The 15,141-nt window shown below is 61.9% G+C and carries 14 protein-coding genes; 5 read left to right on the forward strand and 9 right to left on the reverse strand.

What is annotated here, in order from left to right; all coding sequences use genetic code 11:
* Positions 1 to 47 precede the first annotated feature (47 nt).
* The gene (locus BM026_RS10270; protein WP_093121654.1) at positions 48 to 1,097 is read right to left on the reverse strand and encodes a S8 family peptidase; all 1,050 of its coding nucleotides are present in this window, start codon (positions 1,095 to 1,097) and stop codon (positions 48 to 50) included.
* A 164-nt stretch (positions 1,098 to 1,261) separates the two neighbouring features.
* On the opposite strand from BM026_RS10270, the gene BM026_RS10275 reads away from it, so the two are divergent.
* Positions 1,262 to 3,199 (forward strand): RecQ family ATP-dependent DNA helicase, encoded by a 1,938-nt coding sequence (locus BM026_RS10275; RefSeq protein WP_092248516.1) that lies wholly within the window; start codon positions 1,262 to 1,264, stop codon positions 3,197 to 3,199.
* Between the two features lie 22 nt (positions 3,200 to 3,221).
* Positions 3,222 to 3,656 carry an acyl-CoA thioesterase gene (locus BM026_RS10280; protein ID WP_093528398.1) on the forward strand — a complete coding sequence of 145 codons (435 nt, stop codon included), beginning with the start codon at positions 3,222 to 3,224 and terminating at the stop codon, positions 3,654 to 3,656.
* 34 nt (positions 3,657 to 3,690) lie between these two features.
* Here the strand turns inward: BM026_RS10280 and BM026_RS10285 are convergent, their stop codons facing one another.
* From BM026_RS10285 to BM026_RS10300, 4 genes are all read right to left on the reverse strand, one after another.
* Complete coding sequence (locus tag BM026_RS10285) at positions 3,691 to 4,167, reverse strand: glycine zipper domain-containing protein (RefSeq protein ID WP_058424794.1); 477 nt, start codon at positions 4,165 to 4,167, stop codon at positions 3,691 to 3,693.
* Positions 4,168 to 4,433: 266 nt separating this feature from the next.
* Positions 4,434 to 6,782 (reverse strand): FdhF/YdeP family oxidoreductase, encoded by a 2,349-nt coding sequence (locus BM026_RS10290; protein WP_093528401.1) that lies wholly within the window; start codon positions 6,780 to 6,782, stop codon positions 4,434 to 4,436.
* Positions 6,779 to 7,618, reverse strand: a complete 840-nt coding sequence (gene fdhD / locus BM026_RS10295) for a formate dehydrogenase accessory sulfurtransferase FdhD (RefSeq protein ID WP_093528404.1) — start codon at positions 7,616 to 7,618, stop codon at positions 6,779 to 6,781. The genes BM026_RS10290 and fdhD overlap by 4 nt, the downstream gene beginning before the upstream one ends.
* Before the next feature lie 97 nt (positions 7,619 to 7,715).
* The gene (locus BM026_RS10300) at positions 7,716 to 8,603 is read right to left on the reverse strand and encodes a LysR family transcriptional regulator (RefSeq protein ID WP_092248505.1); all 888 of its coding nucleotides are present in this window, start codon (positions 8,601 to 8,603) and stop codon (positions 7,716 to 7,718) included.
* Positions 8,604 to 8,735: 132 nt separating this feature from the next.
* Here BM026_RS10300 and lysM point away from each other — a divergent pair, with 132 nt between their 5' ends.
* Positions 8,736 to 9,176, forward strand: a complete 441-nt coding sequence (gene lysM, locus BM026_RS10305) for a peptidoglycan-binding protein LysM (protein ID WP_071492479.1) — start codon at positions 8,736 to 8,738, stop codon at positions 9,174 to 9,176.
* Between the two features lie 107 nt (positions 9,177 to 9,283).
* Here the strand turns inward: lysM and yrfG are convergent, their stop codons facing one another.
* Entirely contained in the window at positions 9,284 to 9,946 is a 663-nt protein-coding gene (gene yrfG, locus BM026_RS10310) for a GMP/IMP nucleotidase (RefSeq protein WP_092248503.1), read from the reverse strand.
* A gap of 87 nt (positions 9,947 to 10,033) precedes the next feature.
* Between yrfG and nudE the strand changes: the two genes are divergently transcribed.
* Positions 10,034 to 10,600: an ADP compounds hydrolase NudE gene (nudE, locus tag BM026_RS10315; protein ID WP_071492477.1), complete on the forward strand. Its 567-nt coding sequence runs from the start codon at positions 10,034 to 10,036 to the stop codon at positions 10,598 to 10,600.
* Positions 10,597 to 11,433 carry a 3'(2'),5'-bisphosphate nucleotidase CysQ gene (gene cysQ / locus BM026_RS10320; RefSeq protein WP_071492476.1) on the forward strand — a complete coding sequence of 279 codons (837 nt, stop codon included), beginning with the start codon at positions 10,597 to 10,599 and terminating at the stop codon, positions 11,431 to 11,433. Before nudE ends, cysQ begins: the two co-directional genes overlap by 4 nt.
* Before the next feature lie 26 nt (positions 11,434 to 11,459).
* Here the strand turns inward: cysQ and BM026_RS10325 are convergent, their stop codons facing one another.
* Genes BM026_RS10325 through BM026_RS10335 form a run of 3 tightly spaced genes read right to left on the reverse strand, consistent with a single transcriptional unit; the run spans position 11,460 to position 15,123 of the window.
* On the reverse strand, positions 11,460 to 11,915 hold the full coding sequence (locus tag BM026_RS10325; protein ID WP_092248499.1) for a YiiD C-terminal domain-containing protein: 456 nt from the start codon (positions 11,913 to 11,915) through the stop codon (positions 11,460 to 11,462).
* 26 nt (positions 11,916 to 11,941) lie between these two features.
* Positions 11,942 to 13,318, reverse strand: coding sequence for a sigma-54-dependent transcriptional regulator (locus BM026_RS10330; protein WP_071492474.1), 1,377 nt, complete (start codon positions 13,316 to 13,318; stop codon positions 11,942 to 11,944).
* The gene (locus BM026_RS10335) at positions 13,315 to 15,123 is read right to left on the reverse strand and encodes a sensor histidine kinase (RefSeq protein ID WP_093121632.1); all 1,809 of its coding nucleotides are present in this window, start codon (positions 15,121 to 15,123) and stop codon (positions 13,315 to 13,317) included. Before BM026_RS10335 ends, BM026_RS10330 begins: the two co-directional genes overlap by 4 nt.
* Positions 15,124 to 15,141: the final 18 nt, after the last annotated feature.

The raw sequence follows: 15,141 nt of genomic DNA on the forward strand, positions 1-15,141 counted from the left end.
GCTCTACCGACAACGCGCCTTAGGGCGCGTTGTTTGTTTGGGCGCGATTACAGGCGCGAGGCAGCGTCCAGGTCCATCAACCCACGCCCATAGGCTTCGCTGTTGGCGTAGATGCCTGTTCGATTGGCGGTGCTGAGCAGGCGGTCACGCACTTGTTGCGGCGTCATTTCGGGAAAGCGACTTTGCAAGGCAGCCAAGGCGCCGCTGACCAGCGCAGCGGCTGGCGAAGTGCCGGCCGTAGGTCCGTAGCTGCCGTCCTTGTTGGTGGTCAACAGCCCTGCTCCACCGTCACCTCCCGGTACCGCGATGCACCAGCGGGCCGCGAGGCCGCAATAGTTGGACTTGAGATTGATGGCGGTGCCGTCGCTCTTGAGTGCCATGACGGCTATCCAGCCCTTCTCCAGTTCAGGCACCAGTGCCGGCAGGCCGGGCTCGGCAAGCGGCTCACGCTTGACCTCATTGCCGGTGGAAAACACGAAAACAGCACCCTCGGCGACCAGCTTTTTCGCCACGTCCAATGAGTCCCCCATCAAGCGTTCATAGATGGGAACTTCGTTGGTGTTGGCTTCGATGGGATTGGCCCATGAGTTGCTGAAGATCCGTGCGCCCTTTGTGTGTGCGAGCGTCCAGGCCTGGGCAATTTCACTGTCAAAATAAAAAGGCTCCTTGTCATCACCGAAGCGCATGGGAATCAACTGGGCGTTAAACGCAATGCCGTGGATGCCCTGGTCGTTCTTGTTGGCGGCGAGAATACCGGCCATCTGGGTGCCGTGACCCTTGATATCGAGGGTTCCCGGCTGGTGGCGCACAAAGTCGTAGCCCGGGTCGGCCACGCGACCGTAGAACTCAGGCAGGTCCTGGTTCAGGCCTGAATCGATCAGTGCCACTTTGACACCCTGGCCTGTGCCACCCCGTGCGTAGAGTGCTGATGCCTTGACGACGGGCAGGGCTTTTTGCGCCAGGTACTCGAGGGTTTCAAAGCGCTGTGTATCCGGCTCGGCGGGCTTTGGGGAGGGTGGGGTCACGCACCCCAACAGCAACAGCGGCAATGTGAGCAGGCTCAGGCGTAGCGATGGGAATACTGGCTTGTGCGACATTCACGACTCCGGGTCGGGCGCTTGTGATCAGGCATGTTAATGTCTTCGTTTTTGCGTAGGCCTGCTGGTTTTCTCTGTATCAGTTTGTAGCGTTTATCCCCGACCTATTCTCGATCGCTGATCTATGTTTTTGACTCCCTCAGCGGTCAATGGAGTGACAGCCTATGCACGACACCCTCCAACAGGTCTTTGGTTATCCACAGTTTCGTCCGGGCCAGGAAGAAACGGTCAGCGCCATACTGGCCGGGCGTTCGGCGGCCGCTATTTTCCCTACCGGGTCGGGCAAGTCCCTGTGTTACCAGCTGTCGGCGGTATTGCTGCCGCACCTGACGCTGGTGGTATCGCCGCTGTTGGCGTTGATGCAGGATCAGCTGGGTTTCCTGCAGCGCCATGGCATTGCGGCGGGCAGTATCGACTCGGCCCAGAACCGCGATGAGGCCAATGAGGTCATGGCCCGTGCGCGGTCGGGCGAACTCAAGATCCTGATGATTTCGGTGGAGCGCTTGAAGAACGAGCGCTTCCGTAACTTCCTGCAAAGTGTGCGGATCTCGTTGTTGGTGGTGGACGAGGCCCACTGTATTTCCGAATGGGGCCACAACTTCCGTCCGGACTATCTGAAACTGCCGGACTACCAGCGTCAGTTCAATATCCCACAAGCACTGCTGCTGACGGCGACAGCCACGCCCAAGGTGATTGCCGACATGCAGGCCAAGTTCGCCATTGCCCCGGACGATGTGGTCACCACGGGCTTCTACCGGCCCAACCTCAACCTGCTGGTGGAGCCGGTCAGCGGTGCGGACAAGCGTCGCCGGCTGGTGCAGTGGATGAGTGAGCGCGTCGACCAGCCGAGCATTGTCTACGTTACCTTGCAGAAAACCGCCGAGCAGATTGCCGAGCACCTGAATCGCAACGGCATCCAGGCCGAGGCCTATCACGCGGGTTTGCCCCACGATAAACGCGAGGGCATCCAGCAGCGCTTCATGGGTGGACGCTCCAATTGCATCGTCGCCACCATCGCGTTTGGCATGGGCATCGACAAGAGTGATATCCGCAACGTGGTGCACTTTGACCTGCCCAAATCCATCGAGAACTACAGCCAGGAGATTGGCCGGGCGGGGCGTGATGGGCAGCCATCCGACTGCCTGGTGCTGGCCAATCGCGACAGCCTCAATGTGCTGGAAAATTTCGTGTACGGCGATACGCCAGAGCAGGAAGGTATCCGGCGGGTGCTGGAAGAGTTGCAGGCCGCGCGGGGCGATGGGCAGTGGGAGTTTTTGCTCAGGTCCTTGTCGGACCTCAGCAATATCCGCGAGCTGCCGTTGAAGACGCTGCTGGTGCAGTTGGAGCTCAAGGGCGTGATCGCGCCGCGTTACGCGTTTTATGCCGAGTACCGTTTCAAATACCTGGTCGAACCTGAGGCTTTGCTGGCACGTTTCTCCGGTGAGCGGCAGCAGTTTGTCGCGGCGATCATCCAGGTTTGCAAGCGCGCGAGGAGCTGGGCGACAGTGGATTTCGACGTGCTGTATCAGCAGCACAACGCCGAGCGCAATCGGGTGGTGAAGGCGCTGGATTATTTCCAGGAGCAGGGCCTGATCGAACTGGAAAGCAAGCAAATGACCGAGGTCTACAGCCTGCTGGAGACCGATTTCGATCCACAGGTGTTGAGCGCTGAGTTATACACAGGCTTCAAGCAGCACGAGGTGGCAGAAGTCGCGCGGATTCACGCCATGCTCGATCTGTTTGCCACCGAACACTGCCTGGGGCAGCGCCTGGCACAGTACTTTGGCGATGAAAATGCACCGCAGCGTTGTGGGCATTGCTCGGTGTGCCACGGTCATGTTGCGCGCCTTCCTTCGCCGCCGGGCTTGCCGCCACTTGTGGATAAGAACTTCATGGAGCTGTGCGGCGATTTTATCCACAGGCATCATGAACACACCGGGCAACTGCCTGGCGCGGAACGCCTGACGCGTTTCCTCGGGGGCATCAGCGTGCCGTTGTTTACCAAGCTGAAGGCGCGAGGTATTCCGGGTTTTGCTGTGCTGGAAGAGTATCCGTACGCCGAGGTACGCGAGTGGGCCCAGGCCCATTTGAATGACCTGTAACTCACTTTCACGAGATGACCCGATGCCTGATACCGTACTGCAACGCGCCGATTTCCCTCACTTCCAGCCGATCATCACGCGTTGGCACGACAACGATGTGTATGGCCATGTGAACAACGTGACCTACTACAGCTTCTTTGACACGGCAGTGAATACCTACCTGATCGAGCAAGGTGGTCTGGATATTCAGGAAGGCGATGTGGTGGGGTTTGTGGTGAGTTCGGCGTGTGATTACTTTGCGTCGATCGCCTTTCCCGAGCGCATCGACATCGGCCTGCGGGTGGGCAAGCTGGGCAACAGCTCAGTGCAGTACGAGTTGGCGGTGTTCAAGGCGGGCGAAGAAGACGCCTGTGCGGCGGGGCGGTTTGTGCATGTGTTCGTGGATCGGGGGACGAACCAGCCGGTGACGATTCCGGGGCGGTTGCGCGAGGCATTGCAGCGGTTGATCACCCTGTAGGAGCCGGCAAGCCGGCTCCTACACTCAGCAACTATCAGTCGCGGTAGTGATGCTTGTTCTTGCGATGCCCATAGGCATGACCGCGCCCACGGTGGTCGTCACGGTCATAACGGCGGTGATCACGGCCACGGCTGCGACGGTCGTCATCATCGCTCTTGTTGCCCATGTAGTTGCCCAGTGCGCCACCGGCACCACCGCCGGCCGCTGAACCGATCAGTGCGCCGGTGCTGCCGCCGACACTGCGGCCCACAACGTTGCCGCCGGCTGCGCCCAATGCGCCGCCAATAGCGGCTTCGCCACGGCTGCGCTTGTCGGCGCCCACCGCACTACCACCCGCGCCACCCAAGGCTGCGCCGATGGTCGAACCGGTGTTGCCGCCTAGCTGCTGGCCAACGACCGAACCCAGAACCCCGCCCAATGCGCCGCCCACACCGGCTTCGGTGGTGCCACCGGCCATGGCTGCGCCACTGACCAGGCCAAGGGACAACAAGAGAATCGAGGAGAACTTCATTAGGGAGACCTCAAGAGGATGACGGCGCGATCCTGAGGCTGTATCTGGATTGTGACAATAGAAATCCGACCAGTAGCACGAGTTGTACACAATTCTATAAGTTACTGTTTTTACTCGGGAACTTAAGTCTGTTTTGCGAGTCTTTAGCTACTTCGGAACGGCCGCTTTTATGCAAAAGCGGCCTTTTTTGTGCCCGAAATTCCTTTTGCGGGTAATTCCCTGTGGCGAGCGGACCAATACAAGTCTGCCCACCACAACGGTCCTGATCAGGCCGAGCGCGCCATGATCAAGCCATTGTCACTCGCCGCTTCCAACCGGATCGCCACGAACTTCGACGTCGGTGTATGGCTGCCATCCCCGGTGCTTTCCAGCGGCACCAGCGGGTTCACTTCCGGGTAGTAAGCCGCAGCCTGCCCTGCCGGAATATCGAACGCCAGCAAGGTAAAGCCCTTCACACGGCGCTCGCGGCCGTCCTCCCACAATGACACGATGTCGGCCTTCTGCCCCGGCTTGAAGCCCAGGCGGATGATGTCGGCTTCGTTGACGAACAGCACGTCACGCTGGCCCTTGACCCCACGGTAGCGGTCGTCCAGGCCGTAGATGGTGGTGTTGTACTGATCGTGGGAGCGCATCGATTGCATGATCAGGTCCGGTACGTGGCCGGTCGCGTGGGTGCGTTCATGGATCAAGTCCTTGGGCAGGATGTTCGGGCGGAAGTTGGCGCGGCCCGACGGGGTATTCCAGCGGCGCGCGCCCGCGGAGTTGCCCAGATAGAAACCGCCCGGATGCTTGATCTTCTCGTTGAAGTCCTTGAAGCCGGGAATGGTGTCGGCAATCAGGTCGCGGATGCGGCTGTAGTCGGCCACCAGCCAGTTCCAGTCCACCGGCTTGCTGCCCAGGGTCGCGGCAGCGATACCGGCCAGGATTGCCGGTTCGGATTTCATGAGTTTCGACAGCGGCTGCAACTGGCCATTGGAACCGTGGACCATGCTGAACGAGTCTTCCACCGTCACCGCTTGCGGGCCTTCGGCCTGGATATCGATGTCGGTACGGCCCAGGCACGGCAGGATCAGTGCATCTTTGCCGTGCATCAAATGGCTACGGTTGAGCTTGGTGCTGATCTGCACGGTAAGGTCGCAATTGCGCAGGGCTTCGAAGGTACGCAGGCTGTCCGGCGTGGCTTGAGCGAAGTTGCCGCCCAGGCCGATAAACACCTTGGAGCGGCCTTCGAGCATGGCGTGGATGGCTTCCACTACGTTGTGCCCGTTTTCACGCGGCACCTGGAATTGGAAGCGACGCTCCAGGGAATCGAGGAACGCCACCGGAGGGCGTTCGTTGATGCCCATGGTGCGGTCGCCCTGCACGTTACTGTGGCCACGCACCGGGCACAGGCCGGCGCCTGGGCGGCCGATATTGCCGCGCAGCAGCATCAGGTTGGCGATTTCCTGGATGGTCGGCACCGAATGGCGGTGCTGGGTGATGCCCATCGCCCAGCACATGATCACGTTCTTGCCTTTGGCGTACATGCGCGCGGCTTGCTCGATCTCGACCAGGGTCAGGCCGGACTGTTCGACGATCTCATCCCAGGAGGTATCGTCGATCTTGCCCAGGTATTCCAGCACGTTGGCGGTGTGCTCGTTGAGGAAGTCGTGGTCGAACACGGCCTCCTTGCCTTCGGCCTGGGCCTGGCGCTCCCACAGGAGCAGGAACTTGGCCATGCCGCGCAGGATGGCCATGTCGCCACCCAGCGCCGGGCGGAAGTAGGCGGTGTTGGTTGGCTTGTCGCCGTTGGTGAGCATTTCCAGCGGGTGTTGCGGGTGCTGGAAGCGTTCCAGGCCGCGCTCTTTGAGTGGGTTGATGCACACCACCTGAGCGCCGCGTTTAACCGCTTCACGCAGCGGTTCGAGCATGCGCGGGTGGTTGGTGCCGGGGTTCTGGCCCCAGACGAAGATCGCATCGGCATGTTCGAAGTCATCAAAGGTCACGGTGCCTTTGCCGACGCCCACGCTTTGCGCCAGGGCAACGCCGCTGGCTTCGTGGCACATGTTCGAACAGTCCGGGAAGTTGTTGGTGCCGTAGGCGCGCACGAACAATTGGTACAGGTAGGCCGCTTCGTTGCTGGCGCGACCCGAGGTGTAGAACTCGGCCATGTCAGGGCTGGGCAGGGCGTTGAGGTGCTTGCCGACCAGGTCGAAGGCCGCTTCCCAACTGATGGGCGTGTAGCGGTCGGTTTCGGCGTCATAGCGCATCGGCTCGGTCAGGCGGCCCTGGTATTCCAGCCAGTAGTCGCTCTGTTCCAGCAAGGCGGTGACGCTGTGCTTGGCGAAAAATGCACCATCCACACGGCGCTTGGTAGCTTCCCAGTTGACCGCCTTGGCGCCGTTTTCGCAGAACTTGACCATGCCGCTCTCCGGCGAGTCACCCCAGGCGCAGCCCGGGCAGTCGAAGCCGCCGTTCTGGTTGGTCTTGAGCATCATGCGCAGGTTTTTCAGCGCGTTGTCGCTGGTCAGCCAGGCTTGCGCCACGCTGATCAGTGCGCCCCAGCCGCCGGCCGGGCCTTTGTAGGGCTTGTAGCGCGGGGTCGGGGTTTGGTCGGCTTGGTGGTGCTGGCTCATGGCTGGTTCTCCATCGCAGGGCTGTAGACCCGCGGCGCACTTTTCTGCGGCAGGTGGATGAGATTGAGGTTATGCCGGCGCGCCCATTGCAGGGCGAGGCCGGTGGGTGACGACAGGCTGACCAGGGTCTGGATGCCCGCGCGCAGGACTTTCTGGATCAACTCCAGGCTGCAACGGCTGGTAACAATCGCCAGGCCGCCTTCGGTCGGAATTTTTTGGCGGATCAATGCACCGATCAATTTATCCAGAGCGTTATGTCGGCCAATGTCTTCGCGGCCCAGCAACAATTCGCCCTGGCCGTTCATAAATACGGCGGCATGCACGGCACCGCTGTACTGGCCCAAGGGCTGGAACGCGCTGATGCGTTGGCGCAGCCCATCCAGCCATTCGGCAGGCGGCAAAGGCGCGCCCGGCAGTACATCAAGGTCAGGCAATGCTTGTTCTACCGCCTCTACACCGCACAGACCGCAACCACTGGTGCCGGCCAGTTGCCGGCGCTGTTGCTTGAGGTTCCAGAAGGCACGGCTGGAGATCTGCACCTGAGCGTATTGGGCAGAGCCCGATCCGCTGAGTTTTAGATCATAAATGTCGCTAACGTCGGCGATAATGCCGCTGCCTATACTGAAGCCGACGATAAAGTCTTCCAGGTCTGTCGGCGTCACCAGCATTACCGCTTGGCTGATGTCGTTGTAGGCAATCGCCAACGCCACTTCCTCGGCCAGGGCTGTGCTGACGAATTCCGTATGTTCGAGATTGCAATACTGGTAGCTCTGGCTGGCGGCGGGCGCTGGCGTTTCAAGAGCGGGCGCCGCGCAGACTGGGCGCTTGGCGTTCATGGGGCAGTACCACCGGCGGATTGATCAGTGTTTAGACTAGGCGCGACAAAGCGTCGCGTCTAATCGCCAGTACTGATCTTCCGATAGATGACGTCGATCAAGACTCGTTTTGCGATTTCTGATACAGCGCGAAACACGCCTCTGCCAGCGCCGAGCGCGGTGCACTGCGGCGCATGATCAAGCCCAGACGCGCGAGTGTATGGGCGTCTTCGATCGGCTGCAGGCGCAGATGCTCGGTGAGTGCATCCAGGCCACCGTCCAAAGGCATCACGGCGCAGCACAAGCCGCCATGCACGGCTTGCAACAACTGATGGACGGCGTCGGTCTGCAACAATGGCTGCGGGTTGAGCCCACGGCTGTGGAAGTTGTGGTCGATGGATTGGCGAAAGTGCATGCCGCTGGTGAGCATGCCCAGGGGCAGTTCGATCAGGGCTTCCCAGCTCAACGGCGTGTCGCCAAAGCTGAAGAAGCGCTGGTCGTAGAGCAGGCCCATGCGGGTTTCGCCCAAGGCCAGCGAGTCGAAACGCTCGGTGTCCAGGCGCTCCAGGTAAGACACGCCCAGGTCCAGGCGATTGCTCGCCAGTTGCTCAAGGATCTGTTCGGAGCTGAGCGCCGACAGCTCGAAACGCAGGTTCGGGTGTTCTTTGTGCAGTTGCTGCATCAACGCCAAGGGATCGAAGCTCGACAACGGCACCACGCCCAGGCGCAATGTGCCGACGAGGTTGCCGCGACAGGCGGCCGCTTCGGCCTGCAAGCCGTCATACGCCGCCAGCACCGTGCGTGCCCAGGCCAGCACGCGCTCACCGGGGGCGGTAAAGCCCTCGAAGCGCTGGCCGCGATTGACCAAAGGCAGGTCCAGCTCTTCTTCAAGGCTGCGCAGGCGCATCGACAGTGTCGGTTGAGTGATGTGGCAACGCGCGGCCGCCTGGCCGAAGTGGCGGGTCTCGTCGAGGGCGATGAGGAATTTCAGCTGTTTGATGTCCATCTTCGCTCCAGGGCTTATTCCAATGGCGGGGGGATTCTAGCGCGTTTGGGTCTTTTGCCGGGTTGGAACCCAAGTCGGTAGGACTGGTCTAGTCTTGGGCATCTGGAAATCAATTAACAAGGAGCGCGCACTATGAGCATTTTCAGCTTTATCAAGGAAGCCGGCGAAAAGATTGTCGACCTGTTGACGCCGGGTAATGCAAACGCCAGTGAGCAGTTGAAGGAGCACGTGGCCAAAGTGGGCCTGGGTAATCCGAATGTGCAGACCACGGTGGATGGCGACAAGGTGACCGTGACCGGTGAAGTCGCCACCCAGGAAGAGAAAGAGAAGATCCTGCTGGCGCTGGGCAACATTGCCGGTGTGGCCAGTGTAGATGACCAGATCACCGTTTCCGGGCCTGTTGTGGCTGCCGCCCGTTTCGTCGTGGTGAAAAAGGGCGACACACTGAGCGCGATTTCCCTGGCGGTGTATGGCAACGCCAATCAGTACAACAAGATCTTTGAGGCTAACAAGCCGCTGTTGTCGCACCCGGACAAAATTTACCCAGGGCAGACGCTGCGTATTCCTGAGTAAAACGCAGGACGAAGGTGGGATGGGGCTTGCCCCCGATGGTGGTGTGTCAGTGACTGAATGTGGCTCTGATGCACAGCAATCGGGGGCAAGCCCCCTCCCACATGGGGTCAGAGTCCGGCAATGAGATCTCGGTAGTCGTCGACCGCCGCAAATTCCGCCGTGTCCTTCGGACCTTTCTTGCTGTCCGGCTCCTTTACCGCCAACAAATGCCCCACGCCAAACGCCTGGGCGCTGCGCAGGATCGGCAAGGTGTCATCGATAAACAGACTCCTTGCCGGGTCGAAGCCGATATCGGCTTGCAGGGCATCCCAGAACTGCGGGTTCTCCTTGGCGAAACCGTAATCGTGGGAGCTGATCAACCGCTCGAAATACGGCGCCAGTTCAATGCGTTCCAGCTTCAATGACAGGGAATCACGATGAGCGTTTGTGATCAGGATCACGCGCTTGCCGGCCCGTTTGATTGCCGCGAGGAAAGTGTCGGCATCCGGGCGCAGGGCGATCAGGTGCGCGGTTTCCAGCTTGAGTTCGCGCACCGGGATCTTCAGTTCGGTACTCCAGAAGTCCAGGCAATACCATTGCAACTGTCCGGCGTTACGCTCGAACAGCGGCTGCAACTCCATCTCGGCCAGGGCGCGGCTCACGCCATGCAGTTCGGCGTAGCGCTGGGGCAGGTGTTCCATCCAGAAGTGGTTGTCGTAATGCAAGTCGAGCAGGGTGCCGTCCATGTCCAGCAGGACAGTGTCGATGGCGTGCCAGGGCAAAGAGGGCATGGGGCGGTCTCATGTAAGTAAAGATATCCGACACAGACAATCGGAAAAGCCACGGTATAGTAACCCGATCACGCCAAGGAGCCGCTCATGCGCCAGAAACCCACCGTCCTCGCCCGCGAAATAGTCGCCAGTAGCCGTTTGTTCCGCGTGGAGGAAGTGCAATTGCGCTTCTCCAATGGCGTTGAGCGGACCTACGAGCGCCTGGTGGGTCGCGGTGCCGGCTACGGCGCGGTGATGATTGTGGCCATGATCGACGCAGACCATGCGTTGCTGGTGGAAGAATACTGCGGCGGCACCGACGAATATGAGCTGTCGTTGCCCAAGGGGTTGATCGAGCCCGGTGAAGACGTACTGGCGGCGGCCAATCGCGAACTCAAGGAAGAGGCGGGCTACGGCGCACGGCAGTTGGAGCACCTCACGGAACTGTCGCTGTCGCCTGGCTACATGAGCCAGAAAATCCAGGTGGTACTGGCCACCGACCTCTATGAAGAACGCCTGGAAGGCGATGAACCTGAGCCGATGCGTGTGGACCGGGTCAACCTGCGCGAGCTGTCGATGCTGGCGCAAAATGAGCAATTCAGCGAAGGCCGGGCCCTGGCCGCGCTGTACCTGGTACGAGACCTGTTGACCCAGCGAGGAGCGTTTAACGCATGAGCGAACTGTTTTTAGGCCACCCGTTTATTGCCCCGGTGATCGAGCTGGCCCGTCAGGCCGGTGAAGTGATCCTGCCGTACTGGCGCGCTGACGTGGCCGTTACGTCCAAAGCCGATGATTCGCCGGTGACGGCCGCGGACCTGGCCGCTCATCACCTGATCCTGGCCGGCCTGACCGCGCTGGACCCGAGCATTCCGGTGCTGTCCGAAGAAGATGCCGATATCGACCAGAGCGTGCGCGCCGGCTGGCAGCGCTGGTGGCTGGTAGATCCGTTGGATGGCACCAAGGAATTCATCTCCGGCAGCGAAGAATTCACCGTGAATATCGCCCTGATCGAACAGGGCCGCGTCGTGTTCGGCGTGGTCTCGATGCCCACCAACGGCCGTTGCTACTTCGGTGGCGCCGGCTTGGGTGCCTGGCGATCCGATGTGAATGAAGCGCCCAAGCAGATCCAGGTGCGTGAAGCACCGGCAGCGGGCGAGTCGTTCACCGTAGTTGCGAGTCGTCGGCATACCAGCGCGGAGCAGGAGCGTTTGCTGGGCGGGCTGAGCGAAGGCCTGGGCGCATTGAAGCTGACGAATATCGGCAGCTCGCTGAAGTTCTGTTTGTTGGCCGAGGGCAGTGCGGACTGCTATCCGCGCCTGGCGCCGACCTCGCAGTGGGACACGGCGGCAGCCCAGGGCGTACTCGAAGGCGCGGGGGGCGAAGTGTTGGAGCTGAGCGGTGAGCCGTTCAGCTACCCGGCGCGGGCATCGTTGTTGAACCCGTTCTTTTTGGCGTTGCCGGCCAAGGCTGCGTGGCGCGAGCGCTTGCTGACCCTGGCCAGATCCTGAGGCGGAAGGTGGGAGGGGTGTGGCAGTCAGCGGTGCAGGACGTACTGCCCGGTAAAGGCCACTGCACGCTCCTCGCTGCCTTCATTCACAACCCACGTCTCCAGCGTGATGCGCGCGCGGCCATAGCGCTGGTACGTCGCTAAAAAGCGCTTCCACACCTTCTCCTCCGGCGCCTGGCACACCACCGTTGCATCCCGCGTGACCGGCAGCGGATAACTGATCTGCCCTTCCTGAATCACGATGTGCCCGTCTTCGATGCCTTCTTCACGCAGTTGCAAGTGCAGCCAGCCCCAACCCCCCAGCACTGCGCCGCAATACAGGCTGCCGCCGAACATGGTGCTCTTGTGGTTGATGTTGGCGTGCAAGGGCAGATGCAGTTCCAGCCGCCCGTGTTGCCAGTCGAGCACCTTGAGGCCCATTTCCCGGGTGAGTGGGATGTCGTGGTGAAGGATGGATTCCAGGTAACGACTGTCGCGGTTCATGGGGGCCTCTTGGCGAGTGGGAGCGGTCATTCGTCATCGCCGCTTTGGTTGGCGAAATTCAGGCCGTGCTTGCGCAGCTTGTCGTGCAAGGTCTTGCGCGGTACGCCGAGGGCTTCGGCGAGGCTGCGCATGGAGCCGTGGGGGCGGGTCAGCTCAGCGGCGATCAGGCTTTTTTCGAACTGCTCGACCTGTTCGCTCAGGCCACCCGAGGTGGACGTCAACACACCGGCGGCAGGGTTGTCCGGCGTGGCATCCAGTGCCAGTTCCAGCCCCAGTGCGAAGCGCTCGGCGGCGTTTTGCAGTTCGCGCACATTGCCCGGCCAGTTATGGCGCAGCAGCAGGGCGCGCTGGCCCGGTTGCAGTTCGTGCAGCGGCAGGCCGTGACGACTGCTGGCTTCATCGGCGAAGTGCTGGAACAGCATCAAGGCATCCTCACCCCGCTCACGCAGCGGCGGAATACGCAGCGGCGCGACGTTGAGTCGGTAATACAAGTCGGCACGGAAGCGACCCTGGTCGGCGGACTGGCGCAGGTCTTCCTTGGTGGCGGCGATGATGCGGATATCCAGCGGGATCAGTTGATTGCCGCCCAGCCGCTCCACCACACGCTCCTGCAGCAGGCGCAAGAGTTTGACCTGCACGTCCAGGCTCATGCTTTCGATTTCATCGAGGAACAAGGTGCCGCCGTTGGCGAACTCGAACTTGCCGATGCGGCGTTTCTGCGCGCCGGTGAAGGCACCAGGCTCGTGGCCGAACAGCTCGCTTTCGACCACCGATTCAGCCAGCGCCCCGGCGTTGATCGCCACGAACGGCCCGCTGCGGCGGCTCGACAGGTCGTGCAGCGCACGCGCCACCACCTCTTTGCCGGCGCCGGTTTCGCCGAGGATCAGCACATCGGCCTTGGTCGCAGCCAGGGCGCCGATCTGTTCACGCAGGCGCAGCATTTGCGGCGAATGCCCGACCAGTCGCGTGCTCAATTGCTGACGATCGCTGAGGGCCAGGCGCAGGCTGCGGTTGTCCAGTACCAGGCGGCGCAGAGCCAGGGCACGGCGGACGCTGTCGAGCAGGGCGTCGCTGGCGAAGGGTTTTTCCAGAAAGTCATAGGCACCGGCGCGCATGGCTTGTACCGCCAGCGGCACATCGCCATGGCCGGTGATCAGCAGCACCGGCAGGTCCGGGTCCTGGCCGTGCAGTTCGGCGAGCAGCTCCAGCCCGTCCATGCCGGGCATGCGGATATCGCTGACCACCACCCCCGGCCAGTCCCGTGACAGGCGTGCGGTGAGGCCGCTGGCTTCGCCCAGGGGCAGGACTTTCAGCCCGGCCAGGTCCAGGGTCTGGCACAGCGCCTGACGCAGGTGTGGATCGTCGTCGATCAACACCACCTGAATCTGGTTATCGATACTCATACACTGCGGTCCTCGGACGGTTGCAGACTGACGCCCGGCGAGCCGGCACGCAATTTCAAGGTTAACAGCGCGCCGCCTTCCTTGTGGTTGGCAAACAGCAATTCGCCGCCGAAGGCACGCATCAGGGTCTCGCAGATCGCCAGCCCCAGGCCCAGGCCCTGGGTGCGTGTCTTGGTGGTGTAGAACGGCTCGCTGGCGCGCCCCAGGGCCTCCATGCAAAAACCCGGGCCGTTGTCGCGAATGTACAGGTTGACGCCCTGTTCGGTGGTTTCGGCACTCAGCCAGAGTCTGCGCGGCGGGCCTTTTTCGGTGAGGGCGTCGAGGGCGTTGGCCAGCAGGTTGCCCAGCACCTGGCGCAGGCGGGTTTCGCCGGCTTGTACCCACAGGGTGGCCTCCGGCAAGTCGCGGATCAGTTCCACCTCCATCGACCGTCGCCGCTTGGCCAGCAACGCCAGCGCATCGTCGAGCGCCGGTTGCAGGGCCACGCTTTCGGGCGCATGGCGGTCGCGACGGGCGAAAGCGCGCAGGTGGGCGATGATCGAGGCCATGCGCCCGGTCAGTTCGCTGATCAGCTTGAGGTTGCCGCGGGCGTCATCGGTGCGTTCATGGTCGAGCAGGATTTCGGCGTTTTCCGCGTAGCTGCGGATGGCGGCCAGGGGCTGATTAAGTTCGTGACTGATGCTCGCCGACATGGTGCCCAGCGCCGACAGTTTACCCGCTTGCACCAGGTCGTCCTGGGCTCGTACCAACTCCTGCTGGGCGTGTTCGCGCTCCAGCACTTCCTGTTTCAGGCGCCGGTTGAGGCCCTCCAGGTCACTGGTACGCTCGACTACCCGCGCTTCCAGCTCGCGGCGGGCCTTGGCTTCGAACGCAATGCGCTCCAGGTAGTGACGGCGACGTTGCATCATCAGGCCCAGCAGCAACATCAGCACCAGCAGCGTCGCGCCGCCGACGGCAACCACGGTGCGCACCGGGCGGTTGATCAACGAGCGTGGCGCAAGGATTTCCACATTCCAGCCCGTTTCGGCGATGGCCGTGGATTGGCGCAGCCACGCGGTGCTGCTCAGGCTCAACGGCTGCGGGTCGCGGGTCGGGTAGGGCTGGATGGCGATGATGGCCTGGCGTTCTTCAGCGGTCAGCGGACGGGTCGCGCGGAATCGCCATTGCGGGCGCGAGGTCAGGATCACCACGCCGTTATGGTCGGTGACCAGCAGTTGTTCCGGGGTGTTGCCCCACAGGCTTTCGGTGTGGTCCAGGTCGACCTTGACCACCAATACACCGATGATTTTATCGCCATCACGTACGGCGGCGGCGAAGAAATAACCGCGCTTGGCCGATGTAGTGCCCAGGCCGAAAAACCGCCCCAGGCGCCCGGCCATGGCTTCGCTGAAATACGGGCGGAACGAGAAGTTGCGCCCGACAAAGCTGTCTTGTTTATCCCAATTGGACGCCGCGAGGGTCTTGCCGGTGGTGTCCATCAGGTACATCACTTCCACCCCGGCCTGGGCGGCGACCTCCTTGAGCAGCAGGTTGGCGTTGACCAGGTTGGTGCTGACGTTGGGCGCGTCCAATGCGGTGCGCAGGGCCGGCAGGTCGCCGAGGATTTGCGGCAGCACTTCATAGCGGTGCAGGGTGCCGAGCAGGTTGGCGACGTACAGGTCGAGGGTCTGGCGGTTCTGGCCGGCCAGTTCGCTGCGGTAATAACGCTCGGCCAGATGCTCCAGCGGCCACAATAGCGGCGCCAGGCAAAGCGCCAGGAGGGCGAGGCTGCGCCAGCGGGGCCTGCGCGGGAGGGGTGGAGTCATGGGAGTCGTGCGCCTGTG

The organism is Pseudomonas sp. NFPP24 (assembly GCF_900112095.1).
GTDB classification, from domain to species: domain Bacteria; phylum Pseudomonadota; class Gammaproteobacteria; order Pseudomonadales; family Pseudomonadaceae; genus Aquipseudomonas; species Aquipseudomonas extremorientalis.

Excerpts from the sequence above, each read along its gene's own strand:
- fdhD (WP_093528404.1), bottom strand. The coding sequence starts at position 7,618 with ATGAACGCCAAGCGCCCAGTCTGCGCGGCGCCCGCTCTTGAAACGCCA.
- yrfG (WP_092248503.1), bottom strand. The coding sequence starts at position 9,946 with ATGCCCTCTTTGCCCTGGCACGCCATCGACACTGTCCTGCTGGACATG.
- BM026_RS10280 (WP_093528398.1), top strand. The coding sequence starts at position 3,222 with ATGCCTGATACCGTACTGCAACGCGCCGATTTCCCTCACTTCCAGCCG.
- BM026_RS10335 (WP_093121632.1), bottom strand. The coding sequence starts at position 15,123 with ATGACTCCACCCCTCCCGCGCAGGCCCCGCTGGCGCAGCCTCGCCCTC.
- BM026_RS10290 (WP_093528401.1), bottom strand. The coding sequence starts at position 6,782 with ATGAGCCAGCACCACCAAGCCGACCAAACCCCGACCCCGCGCTACAAG.
- nudE (WP_071492477.1), top strand. The coding sequence starts at position 10,034 with ATGCGCCAGAAACCCACCGTCCTCGCCCGCGAAATAGTCGCCAGTAGC.
- BM026_RS10270 (WP_093121654.1), bottom strand. The coding sequence starts at position 1,097 with ATGTCGCACAAGCCAGTATTCCCATCGCTACGCCTGAGCCTGCTCACA.
- BM026_RS10330 (WP_071492474.1), bottom strand. The coding sequence starts at position 13,318 with ATGAGTATCGATAACCAGATTCAGGTGGTGTTGATCGACGACGATCCA.
- BM026_RS10325 (WP_092248499.1), bottom strand. The coding sequence starts at position 11,915 with ATGAACCGCGACAGTCGTTACCTGGAATCCATCCTTCACCACGACATC.
- lysM (WP_071492479.1), top strand. The coding sequence starts at position 8,736 with ATGAGCATTTTCAGCTTTATCAAGGAAGCCGGCGAAAAGATTGTCGAC.
- BM026_RS10285 (WP_058424794.1), bottom strand. The coding sequence starts at position 4,167 with ATGAAGTTCTCCTCGATTCTCTTGTTGTCCCTTGGCCTGGTCAGTGGC.
- BM026_RS10275 (WP_092248516.1), top strand. The coding sequence starts at position 1,262 with ATGCACGACACCCTCCAACAGGTCTTTGGTTATCCACAGTTTCGTCCG.
- BM026_RS10300 (WP_092248505.1), bottom strand. The coding sequence starts at position 8,603 with ATGGACATCAAACAGCTGAAATTCCTCATCGCCCTCGACGAGACCCGC.
- cysQ (WP_071492476.1), top strand. The coding sequence starts at position 10,597 with ATGAGCGAACTGTTTTTAGGCCACCCGTTTATTGCCCCGGTGATCGAG.